This is a genomic window from Klebsiella sp. BIGb0407, from assembly GCF_024807845.1.
Classification (GTDB): Bacteria; Pseudomonadota; Gammaproteobacteria; order Enterobacterales; family Enterobacteriaceae; genus JGM124.
The window spans coordinates 269,902-291,584 of record NZ_JANUEQ010000002.1 but is presented as its reverse complement, the minus strand read 5'-3'; the positions used below and the strand labels follow the sequence as shown (position 1 = coordinate 291,584).

The following is a 21,683-nucleotide window of genomic DNA, read 5'->3' as shown; positions in this document are numbered from 1 at the left end:
CGCTTCCGATGCAAGCGTTATCTGGAGATTTCTTAGTAGATACGCTGACACTACATGTACATGGCCTTCCCCCTGGTGTACATTGTCGGGAGGTTTTTTGGCTGTAGTTACCAATGTATATTAGTAGTAGCGTCAATTTCCACTATCCGATCTGGAGTTAAAATGTCCTCTCGTAAAGAGCTTGCAAACGCAATTCGTGCGCTCAGCATGGACGCAGTACAAAAAGCGAAATCCGGACACCCTGGTGCACCTATGGGTATGGCTGATATCGCTGAAGTTCTGTGGCGTGATTTTCTGAATCATAACCCGCAAAATCCATCATGGGCTGACCGCGACCGTTTTATTCTGTCTAACGGCCATGGTTCAATGCTGATTTATAGCCTGTTGCACCTCACGGGTTATGACCTGCCAATCACTGAGCTGGAAAATTTCCGTCAGCTGCACTCTAAAACACCAGGTCACCCGGAAGTGGGTTACACCGCAGGTGTTGAAACGACTACCGGTCCTCTGGGACAGGGTGTTGCCAATGCTGTAGGTATGGCTATTGCCGAACGTACTCTGGCTGCACAATTTAACCGTCCTGGCCATGATATTGTTGACCACTTCACCTACACCTTTATGGGTGACGGTTGCATGATGGAAGGCATCTCCCATGAAGTGTGCTCCCTGGCGGGTACCCTGAAACTGGGCAAACTGGTTGCTTTCTATGACGACAACGGCATCTCTATCGATGGCCATGTTGAAGGCTGGTTTACTGACGATACCGCTAAACGTTTTGAAGCCTATGGCTGGCACGTTGTTCGCGGTATTGATGGTCATGATGCTGACTCAATTAAACGTGCAGTTGAAGAAGCGCGTGCGGTCACTGATAAACCATCATTGCTGATGTGCAAAACCATCATCGGTTTCGGTTCTCCGAACAAGCAAGGTACGCATGATTCTCATGGTGCTCCACTGGGCGATGCTGAAATCGCACTGACCCGTAAAGCGCTGGGCTGGGAATATGAGCCGTTTGTTATTCCTCAGGACATTTATGACCAGTGGGATGCCAAAGCTGCAGGCGAGAAGAAAGAAGCCGCCTGGAACGAGAAATTTGCTGCCTATGAGAAAGCATTCCCACAGGAAGCTGCTGAATTTAGCCGCCGTGTAAATGGTGACCTGCCAGCAGATTTCGAAGCTAAAGCGAGCGAGTTCATTTCTAAGCTGCAGGCTAACCCTGCGAAAATCGCTAGCCGTAAAGCGTCTCAGAACTCTATCGAAGCCTTTGGCCCGTGGTTGCCTGAGTTCCTGGGCGGTTCTGCTGACCTGGCGCCTTCTAACCTGACGCTGTGGTCTGGTTCTAAAGCGATTAACGAAGACCTGGCCGGTAACTACATCCATTATGGTGTACGTGAATTCGGTATGACCGCTATCGCTAACGGTATTGGTCTGCATGGTGGTTTCCTGCCATACACCTCAACCTTCCTGATGTTTGTTGAATACGCGCGTAATGCCGTGCGTATGGCTGCACTGATGAAGCAGCGTCAGGTTCTGGTTTATACCCATGACTCTATCGGTCTGGGTGAAGATGGCCCGACTCACCAGCCGGTAGAACAGCTTGCTGCTCTGCGCGTAACGCCAAATATGAGCACATGGCGTCCATGTGACCAGGTTGAGTCTGCGGTTGCCTGGAAATATGCGGTACAGCGTAACGACGGCCCGACTGCTCTGATCCTGTCTCGTCAGAACCTGGCACAGCAAGAGCGTACTGCTCAGCAACTGGCTGATATTGCCCGTGGTGCTTACGTTCTGAAAGACAGCGAAGGCCAGCCTGAGCTGATTTTCATCGCGACCGGTTCTGAAGTTGAACTGGCTGTAGCCGCGTGGGAAAAACTGACTGCTGAAGGCGTTAAAGCGCGCGTAGTTTCTATGCCATCTACCGATGCCTTTGACAAGCAGGATGCTGCTTACCGTGAAGCCGTACTGCCAAAAGCAGTCGCTGCACGTGTAGCTATCGAAGCAAGCATTGCTGACTACTGGTTCAAGTATGTTGGTCTGAACGGCGCTATCGTCGGTATGACCACCTTTGGTGAGTCTGCTCCGGCAGAGCAACTGTTCGAAGAGTTCGGTTTCACCGTTGATAACGTAGTGGCACAGGCTAAAGCGATTCTGTAATCGCGTCAGCTAGTGGGTTACGAAAGGGGTCGCTCAGGCGGCCCTTTTTTTATTTGTCTCTACAGCTCAAACTGGCTAAATGCTTACTGTTGTAGTCATTTTCTTTCAGTAAGGAGCCGTTAGTCCTATTTATTAATATTATATATATGTTTATTATGATGAATTGTTATCTGCTGTAGTCTCTACTGTGCGGTTTTTTCTAAAATAGTGTTAGAAATTTTGATTGCGGTATTAAAAAATATTTTTTCTTCCGATTTAAGACTGATATTTACAGCCTTGACTACAAACTAAATCCCATGAAGGAAAATAACAATGCTTCATTTAACCACAATTTCTAACGAAGATGTAATGCTACAAATTAGCGATATACTATTAATAAAATCATGTGGCAGTGCAAAAACTATTATTCAATTACGGGGCGTGTCAGAACAGCTCACTATTGATGCAAGTTTTGATCAAATAAAGGACGCCATCAATAGTAATCAAACAAAAACAGCCCAAATATTGACGCCCTTAAAACTAGCGACAATAAATGAAAATTAATGCTCTGGTCTTATAGTGGTGTCTGAGTCTGATAACCGGGCTTATGCCGAGTTAGACGAACTCCTTTTGGCTTACATACTCATAGATATGTTTTCACAAATTAAGTAAAACGACGAGTTATATATAAATACTACTCATGATTTTAACCTATTCTATTTCTATTCGACAAGCCATAAAGCTCAAGAAGATTGGAACAGCCTAGTTTTTCCATTAATCGGCGTTTATAAGTACTGACAGTTTTATAACTAATATTCATTTTCATACTAATCGATGAGATATCCATTCCTTTTAATAAATAGCCCATGACTCTAACTTCCTGGGAGGATAATGAGTCAATTTTCCCTTCCTCAGACGTCAGTGTTATATTTAGTGCATTCAATGTTAATGGAAAATATATATAACCATTAACAGCAGCATCAATCGCTGATATTATATCCTGTATTCCTTTTTTTTTACTGATGTATGCATTTGCTCCAGCTTCAAAGCATTTTTTTCCATAAAAAAAATCACTTTTAGCCGAAATAATGATGAATATACAAGTAGACTTATTTTTTCGAAGCGCCTCTACTATCTCAATACCATTTTTTACAGGTAAGTCTACATCGATTATCGCTATGTCTGGTTTTAATTCATTAATTAGCTTTAAACCTGCTCGGCCATCTGAGGCTTCAGCTAATACGTCAATGTTATTGCGTTCAAGAATTGACCTGATAGCAATAAGCGCTAATGGATGATTGTCAACGATTATGGCATTCATTTTATTTCTTCATCGATTTTTTTTACATGTTTTTATTTTATTATATTAAAATTAATTGGTATTTAAGGTTTACCTTAGTTATCGACAAAATTTCCTTTTCAGTAGAAAGTCTTGGGGTAAATGCGTGAGTTGGCGATACTGCATCCAATAACACTGCAATTAATCTGATTATTTCTGTGTGGTGTAATTTATCATATATGATAAATAATATAGACCCAATGAATTGAATGATATTTTCATCATAAGCATAATCAGGTTTTCATTTTTAATGAATATTACCCTTATGCATAAAACGTTGTTAAGCAGGATTGCCATTAATAATATATTTATCAAAACTTCACTTTGAATGTCGCTGTCAAACCCAAAAACGCATACATTATCTACAGTACCGACACTGGCAGGGATCAAGAAAAGTAGTGATAGATCTTTCAGCTGGGGTTTTTGGTTTAATCCAGGTATCCGTCATGGAAGTTTGAGCGCCGTATACTGCGTTTCGATAGTGCAATCGCCCTGGCAGTTATTTGCACATTATCCGCTGGCATATCGTTATACGCTGATTTCAGATGATACATATATCTTAGGAGAATGGAGACTTCAGGAGCGTCTTTGGATACATCTAAGCCAAGCGATGAGTTTATTACTGCCTCTCCAGCTCGCTCATCTGCAATCTGCCCCAGCTCCCGATCTTCCAGCATTTCCATCAACTGGGCATAGAGTGCCTGGGGGGAGGACGTGCTGATTTTTATTCCACCCAGTCATTTATTCGTTGCATTTATTCCATCAAAAATGTGATGTCCGTCAGAACTTGGTGCGATAACGGGTGATGTGACGTTCCTTTTATTCGTAGAATACCTTACTATAGCTGAACCGTTTCAGTTCTGGTTTCGTTAGATAATTAAGCGAATAATTGCTGTTTCATGGGAGTGAGGATTCCACTCAGGCGGTTGCTGGATTACTCTGTCAGCCACTTAATCCCAGGTTACTGGCAGGAGAGATATGACTGTACGCATCGCTATCAATGGATTCGGCCGCATAGGGCGCAATGTCGTCCGTGCTTTGTACGAGTCTGGCCGTCGCGCAGAAATCAGCGTCGTAGCAATTAATGAGCTAGCTGATTCGGCGGGTATGGCACATCTGCTAAAGTATGATACCAGTCATGGTCGTTTCGCCTGGGATGTTCGCCAGGAACGTGAACAGCTTTTTATCGGTAACGACAGTATTCGCCTGTTACACGAAGCAAAAATTGATGCGCTCCCCTGGCATGAACTGGACGTCGATATTGTGCTCGACTGTACCGGTGTCTACGGCTCCCGGGCGGATGGCGAAGCCCATCTTGCTGCCGGTGCCAAAAAAGTGCTCTTTTCACACCCGGGTGGGGCCGATATTGATGCCACCGTGGTGTTTGGTGTAAATCATCTACTATTAGAAGAACACCATCATATTGTTTCCAATGCGTCCTGTACCACCAACTGTATCATTCCTATAATTAAGTTACTCGATGATGCATTTGGTATCGAATCAGGGACTGTAACGACTATTCACTCGGCAATGCATGACCAGCAGGTTATCGATGCTTATCATCCCGATCTGCGCCGCACACGCGCCGCCAGCCAGTCGATTATTCCGGTTGATACCCGTCTTGCGGCGGGAATTGCGCGTATCTTGCCAAAGTTTGCTGACTGCTTTGAGGCGATAGCGGTACGAGTGCCGACCATCAATGTGACGGCAATTGATTTAAGCGTCACGGTAAAGCACGCTGTAAAACCAATTGAAGTCAACGACTTACTTCAAAAAGCAGCAAGAGAATCATTTCGTGGTATAGTTGATTATACGGAATTGCCACTGGTCTCAATTGATTTTAATCACGATCCGCATAGCGCAATCGTCGATGGCACTCAAACTCGGGTCAGTGGTCAGCATCTGATCAAAACGCTTGTCTGGTGTGATAATGAATGGGGCTTTGCCAACCGAATGCTGGATACGACGTTGGCTATGGCTCAATGGATTTCAGGTAAGACGCAAATGGCGTCTATAAAATTTTAGAATCAATGAGAGGATTCACCATGTCTGTAATTAAGATGTCCGATCTGGATCTTGCAGGAAAACGCGTTTTCATTCGTGCGGATCTGAACGTGCCTGTTAAAGACGGAAAAGTAACCAGCGATGCACGTATTCGTGCTTCTCTTCCGACTATTGAACAAGCCCTTAAGCAAGGTGCTAAAGTCATGGTCACCTCTCATTTGGGACGCCCAACTGAAGGTGAGTACAACGAAGAGTTCTCTCTGCTGCCAGTAGTTAATTACCTGAAAGAAAAACTCTCTTCTCCGGTACGTCTGGTAAAAGATTACCTGAATGGTGTTGAAGTTGCAGAAGGCGAGCTGGTTGTTCTGGAAAACGTTCGCTTTAACAAAGGCGAGAAAAAAGACGACGAGACTCTGTCTAAGCAATACGCAGCACTGTGCGACGTATTTGTAATGGATGCCTTCGGTACCGCTCACCGCGCACAGGCTTCTACCCATGGTGTCGGTAAATTTGCTGATGTTGCTTGTGCTGGCCCATTACTGGCTGGTGAACTCGAAGCGCTGGGTAAAGCGCTGAAAGAACCTGCTCGTCCGATGGTTGCTATTGTTGGTGGCTCTAAAGTTTCCACTAAACTGACCGTACTGGATTCACTGTCTAAAATTGCTGACCAACTGATTGTTGGCGGTGGTATTGCTAACACCTTCGTTGCTGCTCAAGGGCACAATGTCGGTAAATCACTGTACGAAGCAGACCTGGTTGATGAAGCTAAACGCCTGCTGACTATCTGTGATATTCCGGTTCCTACAGATGTTCGTGTTGCTACCGAATTCTCTGAAACTGCGACTGCCACTCTGAAATCAACCAGCGACATCAAAGATGAAGAGCAGATCCTGGATATGGGCGATGTTTCTGCACATAAACTGGCTGAGATTCTGAAAAATGCTAAAACCATTCTGTGGAATGGTCCGGTTGGTGTATTTGAGTTCCCTAACTTCCGTAAAGGAACTGAAATCGTAGCCAATGCTATCGCTGATAGCGAAGCTTTCTCTATCGCTGGCGGCGGTGACACCCTGGCAGCGATTGACCTGTTTGGTATTACAGACAAAATTTCCTACATTTCTACCGGTGGTGGCGCATTCCTCGAATTCGTGGAAGGCAAAGTATTGCCAGCCGTTGCGATGCTCGAAGAGCGCGCTAAGCAGTAATAGTAACGGGCAGAGATTTCTGCCCGTTGGTTTTATGTCCCCCGAAATAATTCGTGGGATAAGTTGAATTTTTCACAGACTTACAGGAAGCATCGATATGTCTAAGATTTTTGATTTCGTAAAACCAGGTGTACTGACAGGTGATGACGTACAGAAAGTTTTCCAGATTGCAAAAGAGAATAACTTTGCACTGCCTGCAGTAAACTGCGTCGGAACTGACTCCATCAATGCTGTATTAGAAACTGCTGCCAAAGTTAAAGCGCCAGTTATTATTCAGTTCTCTAACGGCGGTGCTGCTTTTATCGCAGGTAAAGGCATCAAAACTGATATTCCTCAGGGCGCTGCTATCCTGGGTGCAATCTCTGGTGCGCATCATGTGCATCAGATGGCTGAACATTACGGTGTTCCGGTTATCCTGCATACCGACCACTGTGCTAAGAAATTGCTGCCATGGATCGACGGTCTGCTGGACGCAGGTGAAAAACACTTTGCTGCTACAGGCAAACCGCTGTTCTCTTCCCACATGATTGACTTGTCTGAAGAGTCACTGGAAGAAAACATCGAAATCAGCTCTAAATACCTGGCCCGTATGGCTAAAATGGGTATGACCCTGGAAATCGAACTGGGTTGCACCGGCGGTGAAGAAGATGGCGTTGATAACAGCCATATGGACGCATCTGCGCTTTACACCCAGCCAGAAGACGTTGATTACGCGTACTCTGAACTGATTAAAATCAGCCCGCGTTTCACTATCGCTGCTTCTTTCGGTAACGTTCACGGTGTTTATAAGCCAGGTAACGTAGTACTGACTCCAACCATCCTGCGTGATTCTCAGGATTATGTTTCTAAGAAACACAATCTGCCGCACAACAGCCTGAACTTCGTATTCCACGGTGGTTCTGGTTCTTCTGCTCAGGAAATCAAAGACTCTGTAGGCTATGGCGTTATCAAAATGAACATTGATACCGACACCCAGTGGGCTACATGGGATGGCATCCTGCAGTACTACAAAACCAACGAAGACTATCTGCAAGGCCAGTTGGGCAACCCGAAAGGCGCTGACCAGCCGAACAAAAAATACTATGACCCACGTGTCTGGTTACGTGCTTCGCAGACTTCTATGATTACACGTCTTGAGCAAGCTTTTGCAGAACTGAACGCAGTAAACGTTCTGTAATCTATACTTGCTGATTGCCATAAGGCCCGCGAATGCGGGCCTTATGTTTTTCAGGGGGCGGGTAATTTTCTGATGTACAGATAGCGTTTTGCCGCTAACCTGTAGGTAAATATTTATCGGTAATCGTTAAGAGAAGGGATATTTAATGGAAGAACTTAATGTAGCGGATCAGATTGGTAATGCGGGTGGCTGGTTAGTCGATAACCAGGAGCTGCTGCTCAGTTATGCTGTCAATGTGGTCGCAGCAATAGCCATTCTGATGATAGGTTTGATGATTGCCCGTATCGTTTCCGGGACGCTTAACCGTGTGATGAAGGCCAGGCATATTGATGCCACCGTCGCTGATTTTCTTTCAGCGTTAGTACGCTACGGTATTATTGCCTTTACCCTGATTGCGACTTTAGGGCGCGTCGGTGTCCAGACCGCCTCTGTTATCGCCGTATTAGGTGCCGCGGGTCTGGCCGTTGGTCTGGCATTGCAGGGTTCGCTGTCTAACCTTGCAGCGGGCGTAATACTCGTCACCTTCCGTCCATTCCGTTCTGGCGAATATGTCGATCTGGGTGGTGTGGCGGGTACCGTGCTTAGCGTACAAATTTTCTCTACAACTCTGCGGACTTCAGACGGCAAAATAGTTGTTGTTCCGAATGGGAAAGTTATTGGCGGTAACATCATCAACTTCTCCCGCGAGCCAGCTCGTCGCAATGAGTTTATCATTAGCGTCTCTTATGATGCCGATATCGATAAAGTGAAGCAGATCCTCACCGATATTCTGAAGGCTGAAACGCGTATTCTGCAAGACCGTGAGATTCTGGTGCGTGTTAACGAGCTGGGAGCCTCTTCAGTCAACTTTATTATGCGTGCCTGGAGTAACAGCGGTGATTTGCAAATGGTTTACTGGGATGTTCTGGAGCGCGTTAAAAAAGAGCTCGATGCCAATGGTATAGGCCTGCCGTATCCGCAGATGGATATCCATGTAAACCCGGCAAAAGAAGCTGATATCCTTTAATTAAGACAGATCGGGAAAGGGGCTGTATTTGGTCCCTTTCCTGATTATTCGTTATCTCCGCTATACCTCTCACTGAATCCCTTCCTCCAGTATCAGTTCTGTTAATGTCAGATTAAAATTATCCATTTCATCTAATGATAATAAGTCATTACACTCCACTGCAATCAGTCGTATTAAAGAGGTGTGTCGTGTTATTTTATTATTTTCAAGGTGTTGCACTCGGTGCAGCATTAATTCTGCCATTAGGGCCGCAAAATGCGCTGGTATTAAACCAGGGCATTCGTCGGCAGTACCACATTATGATTGCCTCACTCTGTGCTATCAGTGATTTGGTACTGATCTGGGGCGGTATTTTTGGTGGCAGCGCGTTACTGATGCAATCTCCCTGGCTATTAGCCTTGGTGACTTGGGGCGGGGTGTTATTTTTACTCTGGTATGGTCTGGGTGCATTACGTACCGCTTTTAGCCGCAATATTGAGCTGATGGATGTCGAAGCTTTAAAGCGTAGCCGCTGGAAGGTGCTGGCGATGGTACTGGCGGTGACCTGGCTTAATCCACATGTTTATATCGATACCGTGGTGGTATTAGGGAGCCTGGGTGGACAGATGGCTGATGAACCTAAGCGCTGGTTTGCCCTTGGCACGGCAAGTGCTTCGATTATTTGGTTCTATAGCCTGGCGCTGATGGCAGCCTGGTTAGCTCCGCGTTTACGTACCGCTTCAGCGCAGCGGACGATCAATGGTGTTGTCGGCATTGTCATGTGGTTTATTGCGCTACAATTAGCATGGGACGGCGTTAAGCTTTTCAAACAGTTAATCGCATAATTAGCTTTTGTCTGATAGACAAGCTGGCGCAAGAGTTTATGCTGGCAGAGGATAACCAGAGTGAATTCAAGAGTGACACTTTTGACACAGCGTGCGGAGGATATACAGTGAAGTTTAAAATATTAGCATTATCTGCGTTGATCGGACTATCAACGGCTTCGGTTCAGGCGAGTGAATTGCCTGATGGCCCGCATATTGTCACCTCCGGAACTGCCAGCGTGAGTGCAGTACCGGATATGGCAACACTGGCTATTGAAGTCAGTGTCTCTGCAAAGGATGCTGCAGCGGCCAAGAAACAGGTTGATGAGCGTGTTGCTGAATATATGACATTCTTGCAGAAGAGTGGCGTAGAGAAGAAAGACATCAATGCTGCCAATCTGAGTACTCAGCCTGAATATGAATATCTCAAAGACGGTAAAACACAGCTTAAAGGCTATCGTGCCGTGCGTCAGGTTGAAGTCACCCTGCGCCAGCTTGATAAAATGAGCCCATTGCTTGATGGTGCATTGAAAGCAGGGCTGAATGAAATTCGTTCGGTCTCTTTAGGTGTAGCTGAACCTGAAGAGTTTAAAAACAAAGCCCGTACAGCCGCAATCAATGACGCTATCAGTCAGGCTCAACAGCTTGCCGAAGGTTTCCATAGCAAGTTAGGCCCGGTTTACAGCGTTCGCTATCACGTTTCTAACTATCAGCCAGCTCCAGTGATGCGAATGATGAAAGCAGCCGATGAGGCCGCTTCAGTTTCTGCCGCAGATACCTACGACAGAGAATCTATTCAGTTTAACGATCAGGTGGATGTGGTGTTTGAACTCGAACGCCCACAAGCTCCGGCCGCTCAGTAAATCGTTATCAGCAGTTTCCCCCTGAAACCAGGGGGAGGCTGTTATTCCGTATCCTGCCTTAAAACTTTATGAGCGTAGTCCAGCAGCGCATCCGTAACATTGCGCATCATGCGGCTTTCCGGTGCGAAGCGATGCCAGTAGAGCATGCGGCGTTGCAACAGGCCTGGCGTTAAATCAATCAACTCTCCGCTATTTAATTCCCGTTCGATTTGCAGATGCGGGATCATACAGCATGTGGTTCCCTGACGAGCCAGTTGCACAAAGGCTTCCGACGAATTCACAATATGGCAAGGCACGCTGCCTGGCGATAAATCAAAGTTCTGCTGTAAGAATGCCTGGTGCATATCATCGAGATGGTCAAAGGCTACGGCAGGGGCTTTTAACAGCGCCTGGCGAGTAACACCATTCGGGAAGTAGCGTTCAGCGAAGGCTTTTGAGCCGACAAACAGATAATCCAGGGCTCCCAGTCTGTCTACCAGACAGCTTGGTAGTGGCTGCGGCTGAATAGAAACGGCCCCGACCACTTCCCCACGACGTAAACGTTCCTGAGTACGGGTTTCGTCTTCGACCTGGAGGTTCAGGCGGATAGGGGAGTCAACCAGCACTGGTGCCAGAGCGGGTAACAGCCAGGTAGCCAGACTGTCGGCATTGACTGCCAGTGAAAGTAATAATGGTGTAGAGCCCGTTTGCTCATCACCTAACCATTCTTCTTCCAGCAGCTCAACCTGGCGCAGTAATGCCAGTAGCTTCTGGCCTTGTTCGGTCGGGCGCGGTGGAACGGTACGGACCAAAAGCGGCTGACCGAACATATTCTCCAGTTGTTTAATTCGCTGGGATACCGCCGATTGGGTAATACACAGCTTTTGGGCTGCGCGCTCAAATCCGCGTTCACGAATAACGGCATCCAGTGCCTGTAGTGTTCTATAGTCAGGGCGTTTCATGGTTCTTTCACTCTTATCTGTTCTATGACTGCTTTATAGCTGCACTATGACATATACACGTCATACTTCAAGTTGCTTGGGTGTTGCCGGCATTCATACCGTCTACAAGCAACTCGAATTATACGCATGTGATCCTCACCCTATTGCAGTAAACCCAAACACATTTTTTATTCTCATGCTTTATAATAGCCAGCAGTCTTCATATCACAGGCAGAACATTATGACGCAGGATGAACTGAAAAAAGCGGTTGGCTGGGCGGCGTTAGAGTATGTGCAACCCGGAACCATTGTGGGTGTCGGTACCGGAAGTACAGCTGCACACTTTATTGATGCACTCGGCACGATTAAAGACCAAATAGAAGGTGCGGTTTCAAGCTCAGAAGCTTCTACTGCCAAACTCATTAGTTTAGGTATTCCTGTTTTTGATCTTAACCAGGTTGATTCTCTGGGCGTTTATGTCGATGGCGCCGATGAAATCAATGAGCAGCTGCAGATGATCAAAGGCGGTGGTGCTGCCTTAACGCGTGAAAAAATTATCGCCTCTGTGGCAGAAAAATTTGTCTGCATTGCTGATGCCTCCAAATTGGTTGGCATCCTCGGTGAATTCCCTCTGCCGGTTGAAGTGATTCCTATGGCTCGCAGTGCTGTTGCACGTAAACTGGTGAAACTAGGCGGACGTCCTGAATATCGCCAGGGCGTGGTGACTGATAATGGAAACGTGATCCTCGATGTTTACGGATTGAGCATCATGGAGCCGATTAAACTGGAAGATGAGATCAATGCCATACCCGGAGTGGTGACTGTCGGTCTGTTCGCCCGGCGCGGAGCTGATATTGCTCTGATCGGTAGTGAGGGTGGCGTAAAAGTTCTCAAAATATAGTGCTGTGAGGGAGCGTCTTGCGCTCCCTTTATCGATTAATATCCTGCGTTAATATCCCGTCTTTTTTTGTTTTAAAATATCAATAATAGATCTAAGCATTTGATTTTAAATTGATTTAAATTCTTTTCTCACCGTTATAAGATTTTTTGATGTCTTTAGTACATACATAAAAAAAAGAAAAATTTTTTTTAGGGATATTTTGGTGACATGTATCACATTTGTGTTGCAGTACTGTTATTCATCTCTGCTTCTTTCCGTTACTCAGTATATTGTGCTGACAGCTCGTTTTTCTTGTCATTTGTCAGTGGGGCTGCGCAATCGTTTATATTGCCCCGCGCGTAGATTTTGATATTTTGACAGGAGGAAAATATCTGGTAGTACACAACAAATCTGAGAATGATAGGGTCGGGAAATGGCAAAAGTATCACTAGAAAAAGAGAAAATTAAGTTTCTGCTGGTTGAAGGTGTCCATCAGAAAGCTGTCGATAATCTTCGTGCAGCAGGTTATACCAATATTGAGTATCACAAAGGCGCTCTGGACACAGAAGAGCTAAAAGAGGCCATTCGTGATGCACATTTCATTGGTTTACGTTCCCGAACTCATTTAAGCGCAGAAGTTTTAGCCTCCGCTGAGCGACTAGTTGCTGTCGGGTGCTTCTGTATCGGTACTAACCAGGTTGATTTAGTCGCTGCGGCTAACCGTGGTGTACCGGTATTTAACGCGCCATTCTCTAACACCCGTTCTGTAGCGGAACTGGTGATTGGTGAATTACTGCTGCTGTTACGTGGTATTCCTGAAGCGAATGCGAAAGCACACCGTGGTCAGTGGAATAAACTGGCGGTCGGTTCTTATGAAGCGCGCGGTAAAAAACTGGGTATCATCGGTTATGGCCACATTGGTACTCAACTGGGGATCCTGGCTGAATCTCTGGGCATGCATGTTTTCTTCTACGATATTGAAAGCAAACTGCCGCTGGGTAACGCAACCCAAGTACAGCACCTCTCTGACTTACTGAATATGAGTGATGTTGTCAGTCTGCATGTACCTGAAAATATTTCTACCAAAAATATGATGGGTGCTGCGGAGATCGCCTTGATGAAGCCAGGATCACTGCTGATCAACGCTTCCCGCGGCACGGTGGTTGATATTCCTGCGCTGTGTAATGCGTTATCAAGTAAACATCTGGCAGGTGCGGCGATTGACGTGTTCCCGACTGAACCCGCAACCAACAGCGATCCGTTCATCTCTCCACTGTGTGAATTTGATAACGTGATCCTGACCCCGCATATTGGTGGTTCGACTCAGGAAGCACAGGAAAACATCGGTCTGGAAGTGGCAGGTAAACTGGCTAAGTACTCTGACAATGGTTCTACGCTGTCAGCGGTTAACTTCCCGGAAGTTTCTTTGCCGTTGCACGGTGGCACCTCAAGCCGTCTGTTACACATCCATGAAAATCGTCCAGGAGTTATGACGGCTCTGAACCAGGTCTTTACCGATCAAGGGATCAACATTGCCGCTCAGTATCTGCAAACCACCCCACAAATGGGTTACGTGGTTATCGATGTTGATGCTTCAGAAGAACGTGCTGAAAGTGCACTGAAACTGATGAAAGCAATCCCGGGAACCATTCGCGCTCGTCTGCTCTACTAATTAGCGATACCAGCGCCTTTGGTGTGAACCTGAGGCGCTATTACCACTGCCAGAGATGCGATGGCGTCACAACAGCCGGTAGCGGTATATCCCAGGCTTCGGTCGGAAGCTCCGGTACCCACTGGCAATCATGTGCCAGCCCTACAGGGTAAAAATGATGTTGTTGCCAGTTCTGTAACGTCCTGTCGTAGAATCCTCCTCCCATGCCAAGCCTTTGTCCGTCTGAGTCAAAAGCGACCAGGGGTGTCACTAGAACATCCAACTGTGCAATCGGCAGTACCTGTCTGACATCCAACTGAGGTTCCAGAATTTTCAGCCGGTTTCTGATTAATGGTGTCGTTTCGCTGTAGCGCAGAAATAATAAATTTCCGGCACTGAAGGGATGTAATACCGGGAGATAGACGGCTTTATTCGTCTGCCAGAGCGCGTTAATTAAAGGAGCGGTATCCAGTTCTCCATCGAAAGAGAGAAACAGAGCGATATTTTTCGCACCGATAATTTCTGGCAAAGCTAGCATCCGTTGTGCGGCTTTCAGGGCAAAATGGTTTTGCTCATCCGCTGTGAGAGCACGTCGATGCTGGCGTATAGACTGGCGAATGGCTTGACGAAGTTCCGATCGTGAAGAAGAGAGAGTCATAGGCGAAAGCCTGTAAAAGGGGGGATTCTCCGAGATGCCGCTGCAGGCTGTAACCCTTGAACCCATGGTTCAAGGTGAACATATCGTCATAATCTTCAGGCTTCTCGGACGAACCGAGCATGCGCACCGATCATGGATCGACACATTCTGTTGGTATTAAATATCGGCTCAGGGGACGGGCCCGCTTGCAAACATCTCAGAGAAATTCTGTCTGTTACTGAACAGTATAATCGACTTTTACGCGTTATTCAAATGCCGGACCTTGTCGTCCTTGTTCAAGCAATGCGCGTTCAATCGTCTGTTGCAGCATACGAATACGTTCTTCCATATTCGCGGCATAATCACGAGTTTTGGCTTTTTCTTGCGCCAGTTCATAACAAATATTCAGTGCAGCAATGAACACTAACTGCTCTGTATTTGTGACTCGGGTTCTAACTTTTAAATCTTGCAAACGCTGGCTCAGTTCTTCTGCAGCCTGATTCAGCGCATCCTGCTGTTCCGGTGGGCAATTAACACGTAATGAGCGACCGAAAATTTGAATATCGACTGGTTGTGCAGACATGCGACCTTCCTGCTGTTAACTCGCCTGCCTTAGCGTTATAAGAATTTCAATAACCTAAGGCGCGCCACTATAGCTACCCTGATATTAAGATACAAGCCCTTTTCTGGTATCTACAGGGGTCCAAGTGGTAGCATAACACACTCCTCCTGCTAACGACGATGAATGCGCATGTCTATACAAAATGCAATGCCTGGCTACGATGCAGTAGGCCAGCTATTAAATGAACAAGGTGTGGGCCTTACGCCCGCGGAAATGCATGGTTTAATCAGCGGCATGCTTTGCGGCGGAAGTAATGAAAGCAACTGGCAAACCCTGCTCCATGATTTCACGAATGAAGGGCTAGCGTTTAGCAAAAACCTGGCTGATATTTTACGCCAGATGCATGCGGCTATTGCCGATGCCCTGGAAGATGACGGTTTTCTGTTTCAGCTTTATATTCCAGAAGGCGACGAAACAACAGTTTTTGACCGGGCTGACGCGCTGTCCGGCTGGGTGAACCATTTCCTGTTAGGACTAGGCATTACGCAGTCTAAACTGGATAAAGTACCAGGCGAGACCGGCGAAGCGATTGACGATTTACGTAATATCGCCCAACTGGGTTATGACGAAGATGACGACCAGGAAGAGCTGGAAATGTCTCTGGAAGAAATTATCGAGTATGTCCGTGTCGCCGCTTTACTCTGCCATGACACCTTTACGCGTACTCAACCGCTGGCACCAGAAGCGAGTAAACCAACACTTCATTAATCAGAACAATCTCGGGAGGAGTGATGAAACAGCAGTCTGAATTTCACCGTCGCCGTCAGGCATTACTGGCGAAAATGGAATCGGCAAGTGCCGCTATTATCTTTTCGGCGCCTGAAGCAACCCGTAGTGCTGATACTGAATATTCCTATCGTCAGAATAGCGATTTTTGGTATTTAACCGGGTTTAATGAACCAGAAGCCGTTCTGGTGCTGATTAAAAGTGATGTGACCCATAGTCACAGCGTGCTGTTTAATCGCGTCCGCGATAAGACCAAAGAGATCTGGTTTGGCCGTCGCCTGGGACAAGAAAATGCCCCGCAAAAACTGGGTATTGACCGGGCGCTGGCATTTAATGAAATTGATGAGCAGCTGTATCAGTTACTCAATGGGCTGACGGTGGTCTATCACGCTCAGGGCGAATATGACTATGCCGACCGCATTGTGTTTACTGCGCTGGATAAGCTACGTCGTGGCAGCCGTCAGAATCTGAGTGCTCCTGCTACCATGACTGACTGGCGCCCGGTGCTTCACGATATGCGCCTGTTCAAATCAGAAGCTGAGTGTGCAATCTTACGCCGTGCTGGCGAAATCAGCGCTCTGGCACATACCCGAGCGATGGAAAAATGTCGTCCGGGAATGTTTGAATATCAGCTTGAAGGTGAAATTCATCACGAATTTACTCGCCATGGAGCTCGCTTCCCGTCTTATAATACCATTGTTGGTAGTGGGGATAACGGCTGCATTCTGCATTACACTGAAAACGAAAGTAAGATGCAGGACGGTGATTTAGTTCTGATTGATGCCGGCTGTGAATACCTGGGATATGCGGGCGATATCACCCGTACTTTCCCGGTTAATGGGAAATTTAGCGCTCCTCAGCGGGCTATTTACGATATCGTTCTGGAATCTCTTGATACTGCACTTGTGTTGTATCGGCCGGGCACCACTATTCAGGAAGTCACTGTGCAAGTGGTGCGTATCATGGTGACGGGGCTGGTGAAACTCGGTCTGCTGAAAGGCGATGTGGATACGCTGATTAGCGAGAATGCGTATCAGGAATTCTTCATGCACAGTCTCAGCCACTGGCTTGGCCTGGATGTTCATGATGTCGGTGTCTATGGTGCAGATCGTTCACGTGTTCTGGAGCCTGGAATGGTCATTACCATTGAGCCTGGACTCTATATCGCCCCTGATGCCGACGTTCCGCCAGAATACCGTGGTATTGGTATCCGTATTGAAGACGATATTCTGATAACTGAAAACGGTAATGAAAATTTAACCGCTAGTGTCGTGAAATCTGCTGATGATATTGAAGCGTTGATGGCTGCGGCTCGGCAGTAACGAGTATGATATGAGCATCATTATTGTGGGTGGAGGAATGGCGGGGGCAACGCTTGCGCTGGCTATTTCTCAGTTAACACAGGGCAAATTACCGGTTCATTTGATTGAAGCGGTGAGCCCTGACAGTGCTTCTCATCCGGGCTTTGATGCCAGAGCTATCGCTCTGGCACAGGGAACCTGTCAGCAGCTGACGAATATTGGTGTCTGGCCTGCAATTTCTGACTGTGCCACGGCGATTCGTACCGTGCATGTCAGCGATCGCGGGCACGCAAGTTTTGTCACCCTGAAGGCTGAGGATTATCATATTCCGGCGCTCGGGCAAGTGGTTGAGCTGCATGATATCGGCAGGCGGCTGTTCAATCTGCTGCAAAAGGCACCAGGCGTCACCGTACACTGCCCACAACGCGTCACGACTTTCCAGCGAGAGCAGGACTCCGTTCATGTCACTCTCAGTGACGGAACTGCCCTGAAAGGCAGCTTGCTGGTTGCCGCAGATGGTTCTCGCTCGACTCTCGCGGCACAATGTGGTGTGGTCTGGAAATCCGATAACTATCAGCAAATTGCGGTTATCGCCAATGTCACCACCTCACAACCCCATGACGGGCGTGCCTTCGAGCGTTTTACCGAACACGGGCCACTGGCGATGCTGCCCATGTCTGATGGTCGCTGTTCCCTGGTCTGGTGCCATGCGCGGGAAGCAGGTGAGCAGGTTGCAGCCTGGAGCGATGATGAGTTCCGCCAGCAGCTACAGCGGGCATTTGGCTGGCGTCTTGGACGTATTACCCAGGTAGGGGCTCGTCACCACTATCCGCTGGCGTTAACGACGGCGGCTCAGTCTGTTTCCCATCGCCTGGTGCTGGTTGGTAATGCGGCGCAAACGTTGCATCCGATAGCCGGGCAAGGTTTTAACCTGGCTCTGCGTGATGTGATGTCGCTGGCTGAGAATCTTTCTCAGGCCTGGCAGTCGCAACAAGATCCCGGCAGTTTCCCCGTGCTGGCGGCTTATCAGCAGCAACGCACGACAGACAAAACCATGACAATTGGTATGACAGACAGTCTGGTTCATCTGTTTGCTAACCGCTGGGCACCTTTAGTGGTGGGGCGTAATCTTGGTCTTATGGCCATGGAACATTTTACTCCGGCACGTGATGTGCTGGCTCAGCGCACGCTAGGTTGGGTTGCGCGTTAAAGGAGAGTCAATTTGCAAAGCGTTGATGTGGCGATTGTTGGTGGCGGAATGGTGGGGCTGGCTGTGGCTTGTGGCCTTCAGGGCAGCGGGCTGCGTGTCGCGGTACTGGAAAACCATGTTCCTGAGCCACTGAGTCCTGACGCAGCTCCTGAGCTGCGTGTATCAGCCATCAATGCGGCCAGCGAGAAGTTCCTGACCCACCTTGGCGTCTGGCCGAATATTACAAAGCGAGCCAGCCGCTACCACGGCATGGAAGTCTGGGATAAAGACAGCTTCGGGCGAATTGATTTCGACGATAAAAGTTTTGGCTTTAGTCATCTTGGTCATATTGTTGAAAATGCGGTGGTTCATTCTGCGCTCTGGCAGAGAGCTGAACAATGCTCCGATATCACACTGCTTGCTCCGGCTGAAATTCAGCAAATCGCCTGGGGTGAAAATGAGGCTTTTCTGACCCTGAAAGACGGGGCTATGTTAACCGCACGCCTGGTGGTTGGCGCGGATGGCGCGAACTCATGGGTGCGGAATAAAGCCGATATTCCACTGACATTCTGGGACTATAATCACCACGCCTTGGTTGCCACGATACGTACCGCTGAGCCGCATCAGGCTGTCGCCCGTCAGGTATTTCATGGTAATGGGATCCTCGCTTTCTTACCGCTGAGCGACCCGTATCTTTGTTCCATTGTCTGGTCCCTGTCACCCACAGAGGCCGAGGCGATGAAAATAGCAACGGCTGAAGAGTTTAACCGGGCGCTTTCCTCGACTTTTGATTTGCAGCTAGGGTTATGCCAGCTCGACAGCGAACGACAAGTTTTTCCGTTGACCGGTCGCTATGCCCGTAGTTTTGCCAGCCATCGTCTGGCGCTGGTGGGTGATGCGGCGCACACCATTCATCCTCTGGCAGGTCAGGGGGTGAATCTTGGCTTTATGGATGCCGCTGAACTGGTCTCTGAAATTCGCCGCTTGCATCGGGAAGGGAAAGACTTTGGTCAGCATCTCTATTTACGCCGCTATGAACGTAGCCGTAAACACAGTGCGGCGCTGATGCTTGCCAGTATGCAGGGCTTCCGTGAACTGTTTGCGGGTAATAACCCGGCGAAGAAACTGCTGCGTGATGTCGGCCTGAAACTGGCCAATACCTTGCCGGGTGTGAAGCCCAAATTGGTCAGGCAGGCAATGGGGCTGGACGACTTACCTTCCTGGTTACGCTGATCCCTCACAGCCATAGGCTGTACCTGATTTCTCTTCCGCGATAGCGGAAGAGAAGCATTCCTCTTGTTTGAAAAATTCTAATCCCAGGCTAAATTTCGCATTATTTTTTCTAATTCCACTTATCGTGAATTATGCTTAATTCCCTATAAAAAACCTCATAACTGTTATCTGCTCCGCATTAATTAATCAAAGTCATACTATTTATGCGGTGTTTGTCTCATTTTTATCCCGGCAGGCCGCAGGCATCGTTTTTTCCGATATATCGATAAGCTAATCCAGCAAGGATTTTGGTTTATAGTTTAGTGAGTGATTCGGTGATAACTTCAGCAAAGAATCTTGTTCGTCGCTCTGACTGATTCAGGTCGGGCTACGAGTCGCATCGATGGGTTAAAAGAGGAAAACATGACTCAACAAACCCCCTTATTTGAACAGCACCAACAGTGCGGTGCTCGTATGGTCGACTTTCACGGCTGGATGATGCCATTACACTATGGCTCGCAGATTGATGAGCATCACGCGGTACGAACTGACGCCGGCATGTTTGATGTCTCTCATATGACTATCGTTGATCTCCACGGCAGTCGTACTCAGGAGTTCTTACGTTATCTGGTCGCCAATGATGTGGCGAAGCTGACGCTACCGGGCAAGGCTCTCTATACCGCGATGCTTAATGCCTCTGGTGGCGTGATTGACGATCTGATTATCTACTTCCTGGATACGGACTATTATCGTCTGGTGGTTAACTCTGCAACGCGTCATAAAGATCTGGACTGGATAACTCAGCAGGCAGAGCCTTTTGCGGTATCGGTTAACGTACGGGATGACCTCTCTCTGATTGCGGTCCAGGGGCCTCATGCCAAAGCGAAGGTCGCGACATTGCTGAACGATGAACAGCGTCAGGCTATTGCCGGTATGAAACCCTTTTTTGGTGTTCAGGCAGGTGAGCTGTTTATTGCCACCACCGGCTATACCGGCGAAGACGGCTATGAAATTGCCCTTCCCAATGAACAGGCGGTCGATTTCTGGCAGCAACTGCTGGCGGCGGGAGTAAAACCTTGTGGATTAGGGGCGCGTGATACCCTGCGCCTTGAAGCCGGGCTGAATTTATACAGCCAGGAGATGGATGAAGAAACATCCCCTCTGGCTGCGAATATGGGCTGGACCATCGCCTGGGAACCCGAAAGCCGTGATTTTATTGGTCGTGAAGCATTAGAGGCTAAACGGGCTGCGGGTGGTGAAAAACTCGTGGGCCTGGTACTGGAAGATAAAGGCGTCTTACGTGCAGGCCAGCCGGTGCGCTTCACCGATGCCGCTGGCAACATTCACGAAGGTAAGATTACCAGCGGAACTTTTTCACCCACGCTTGGCTACAGTATTGCTCTGGCGCGTGTCCCGGAAGATATTGGCGACAGCGCAATTGTTGAAATACGTAAGCGTGAGATGACCGTCAGAGTCACCAGGCCGGTGTTTGTCCGTGCGGGCAAAGCGCTATTTAATTAATTGGAATAAGTTGTCGGGAGAAAACAATGAGCAATGTGCCGAACGAATTAAAATATACCAAAGAGCATGAATGGCTACGTGAGGAAGCTGATGGCACCTTCACTGTCGGTATTACTGAACATGCTCAGGAATTACTTGGCGATATGGTCTTTATTGACTTGCCCGAAGTGGGAAGCCAGGTGAGTCAGGGGGACGACTGTTCAGTGGCCGAGTCGGTAAAAGCGGCCTCTGATATCTATGCCCCGATTAGCGGTGAAATCGTTGAAGTTAACGCAGAACTGGGAGACTCCCCGGAACAGGTTAACAGCGAACCCTATGGCAGTGGCTGGATTTTTAGAATTAAAGCCAGCGATGCGAGTGAACTGGAAGCATTACTGGATGCCGCAGCCTACGAGGCGTTGCTGGAAGACGAGTAACTGTGAGCCTGGCGATAACGCAAGATTGAACCGTCCGGACGTTATCGCCTGGCAAAGAACTGTCCGATTCAGGAAGTG

Annotated in this window: 20 protein-coding genes and 1 other RNA gene; 16 read left to right on the top strand and 5 right to left on the bottom strand. The window is 47.8% G+C overall.

Annotation, left to right across the window (positions count from 1 at the left end):
* The first annotated feature begins 162 nt into the window (after positions 1-162).
* Positions 163-2,154 carry a transketolase gene (gene tkt, locus M2387_RS08515; RefSeq protein WP_259048729.1) on the top strand — a complete coding sequence of 664 codons (1,992 nt, stop codon included), beginning with the start codon at positions 163-165 and terminating at the stop codon, positions 2,152-2,154.
* Between the two features lie 312 nt (positions 2,155-2,466).
* A complete protein-coding gene (locus M2387_RS08510; RefSeq protein ID WP_259048728.1) occupies positions 2,467-2,697 on the top strand; it encodes a hypothetical protein in 231 nt (76 codons plus the stop codon).
* A 142-nt stretch (positions 2,698-2,839) separates the two neighbouring features.
* Here M2387_RS08510 and evgA read toward each other — a convergent pair whose 3' ends face one another.
* Positions 2,840-3,454, bottom strand: coding sequence for an acid-sensing system DNA-binding response regulator EvgA (gene evgA / locus M2387_RS08505; protein WP_259048727.1), 615 nt, complete (start codon positions 3,452-3,454; stop codon positions 2,840-2,842).
* Positions 3,455-4,450: 996 nt separating this feature from the next.
* On the opposite strand from evgA, the gene epd reads away from it, so the two are divergent.
* From epd to M2387_RS08475, 6 genes are all read left to right on the top strand, one after another.
* On the top strand, positions 4,451-5,497 hold the full coding sequence (gene epd / locus M2387_RS08500) for an erythrose-4-phosphate dehydrogenase (RefSeq protein ID WP_259048726.1): 1,047 nt from the start codon (positions 4,451-4,453) through the stop codon (positions 5,495-5,497).
* A 20-nt stretch (positions 5,498-5,517) separates the two neighbouring features.
* Positions 5,518-6,681 carry a phosphoglycerate kinase gene (pgk, locus tag M2387_RS08495; RefSeq protein ID WP_259048725.1) on the top strand — a complete coding sequence of 388 codons (1,164 nt, stop codon included), beginning with the start codon at positions 5,518-5,520 and terminating at the stop codon, positions 6,679-6,681.
* Between the two features lie 97 nt (positions 6,682-6,778).
* Positions 6,779-7,858 carry a class II fructose-bisphosphate aldolase gene (fbaA, locus tag M2387_RS08490; RefSeq protein ID WP_259048724.1) on the top strand — a complete coding sequence of 360 codons (1,080 nt, stop codon included), beginning with the start codon at positions 6,779-6,781 and terminating at the stop codon, positions 7,856-7,858.
* Positions 7,859-8,003: 145 nt separating this feature from the next.
* Positions 8,004-8,864 carry a small-conductance mechanosensitive channel MscS gene (mscS, locus tag M2387_RS08485; protein ID WP_259048723.1) on the top strand — a complete coding sequence of 287 codons (861 nt, stop codon included), beginning with the start codon at positions 8,004-8,006 and terminating at the stop codon, positions 8,862-8,864.
* Positions 8,865-9,052: 188 nt separating this feature from the next.
* Entirely contained in the window at positions 9,053-9,688 is a 636-nt protein-coding gene (gene argO / locus M2387_RS08480; protein ID WP_259048722.1) for an arginine exporter ArgO, read from the top strand.
* Positions 9,689-9,795: 107 nt separating this feature from the next.
* On the top strand, positions 9,796-10,530 hold the full coding sequence (locus tag M2387_RS08475; protein WP_259048721.1) for an oxidative stress defense protein: 735 nt from the start codon (positions 9,796-9,798) through the stop codon (positions 10,528-10,530).
* Between the two features lie 41 nt (positions 10,531-10,571).
* Here the strand turns inward: M2387_RS08475 and argP are convergent, their stop codons facing one another.
* Positions 10,572-11,471 carry a DNA-binding transcriptional regulator ArgP gene (gene argP, locus M2387_RS08470; protein ID WP_259048720.1) on the bottom strand — a complete coding sequence of 300 codons (900 nt, stop codon included), beginning with the start codon at positions 11,469-11,471 and terminating at the stop codon, positions 10,572-10,574.
* A 220-nt stretch (positions 11,472-11,691) separates the two neighbouring features.
* On the opposite strand from argP, the gene rpiA reads away from it, so the two are divergent.
* Together rpiA and serA are read left to right on the top strand one after the other, a co-directional pair.
* Positions 11,692-12,351, top strand: coding sequence for a ribose-5-phosphate isomerase RpiA (gene rpiA, locus M2387_RS08465; RefSeq protein WP_259048719.1), 660 nt, complete (start codon positions 11,692-11,694; stop codon positions 12,349-12,351).
* Positions 12,352-12,763: 412 nt separating this feature from the next.
* Positions 12,764-14,002 carry a phosphoglycerate dehydrogenase gene (gene serA / locus M2387_RS08460; protein WP_259048718.1) on the top strand — a complete coding sequence of 413 codons (1,239 nt, stop codon included), beginning with the start codon at positions 12,764-12,766 and terminating at the stop codon, positions 14,000-14,002.
* Between the two features lie 40 nt (positions 14,003-14,042).
* Here serA and M2387_RS08455 read toward each other — a convergent pair whose 3' ends face one another.
* From M2387_RS08455 to zapA, 3 genes are all read right to left on the bottom strand, one after another.
* Positions 14,043-14,639: a 5-formyltetrahydrofolate cyclo-ligase gene (locus M2387_RS08455; RefSeq protein ID WP_259048717.1), complete on the bottom strand. Its 597-nt coding sequence runs from the start codon at positions 14,637-14,639 to the stop codon at positions 14,043-14,045.
* Positions 14,640-14,661: 22 nt separating this feature from the next.
* Positions 14,662-14,845, bottom strand: a non-coding RNA gene (ssrS, locus tag M2387_RS08450) — 6S RNA.
* Positions 14,846-14,883: 38 nt separating this feature from the next.
* Entirely contained in the window at positions 14,884-15,201 is a 318-nt protein-coding gene (zapA, locus tag M2387_RS08445; protein ID WP_259048716.1) for a cell division protein ZapA, read from the bottom strand.
* Positions 15,202-15,369: 168 nt separating this feature from the next.
* Here zapA and M2387_RS08440 point away from each other — a divergent pair, with 168 nt between their 5' ends.
* The 6 genes from M2387_RS08440 (at position 15,370) to gcvH (ending at position 21,605) form a co-directional block, all read left to right on the top strand.
* Positions 15,370-15,948, top strand: coding sequence for a YecA/YgfB family protein (locus M2387_RS08440; RefSeq protein ID WP_259048715.1), 579 nt, complete (start codon positions 15,370-15,372; stop codon positions 15,946-15,948).
* Positions 15,949-15,971: 23 nt separating this feature from the next.
* Positions 15,972-17,288: a Xaa-Pro aminopeptidase gene (gene pepP / locus M2387_RS08435; RefSeq protein ID WP_259048714.1), complete on the top strand. Its 1,317-nt coding sequence runs from the start codon at positions 15,972-15,974 to the stop codon at positions 17,286-17,288.
* Between the two features lie 10 nt (positions 17,289-17,298).
* Complete coding sequence (gene ubiH, locus M2387_RS08430; protein ID WP_259048713.1) at positions 17,299-18,477, top strand: 2-octaprenyl-6-methoxyphenyl hydroxylase; 1,179 nt, start codon at positions 17,299-17,301, stop codon at positions 18,475-18,477.
* Positions 18,478-18,489: 12 nt separating this feature from the next.
* Positions 18,490-19,689, top strand: a complete 1,200-nt coding sequence (ubiI, locus tag M2387_RS08425; RefSeq protein ID WP_259048712.1) for an FAD-dependent 2-octaprenylphenol hydroxylase — start codon at positions 18,490-18,492, stop codon at positions 19,687-19,689.
* A gap of 402 nt (positions 19,690-20,091) precedes the next feature.
* Complete coding sequence (gcvT, locus tag M2387_RS08420) at positions 20,092-21,189, top strand: glycine cleavage system aminomethyltransferase GcvT (RefSeq protein ID WP_259048711.1); 1,098 nt, start codon at positions 20,092-20,094, stop codon at positions 21,187-21,189.
* A 26-nt stretch (positions 21,190-21,215) separates the two neighbouring features.
* Complete coding sequence (gcvH, locus tag M2387_RS08415) at positions 21,216-21,605, top strand: glycine cleavage system protein GcvH (protein ID WP_259048710.1); 390 nt, start codon at positions 21,216-21,218, stop codon at positions 21,603-21,605.
* Positions 21,606-21,683 lie beyond the last annotated feature (78 nt).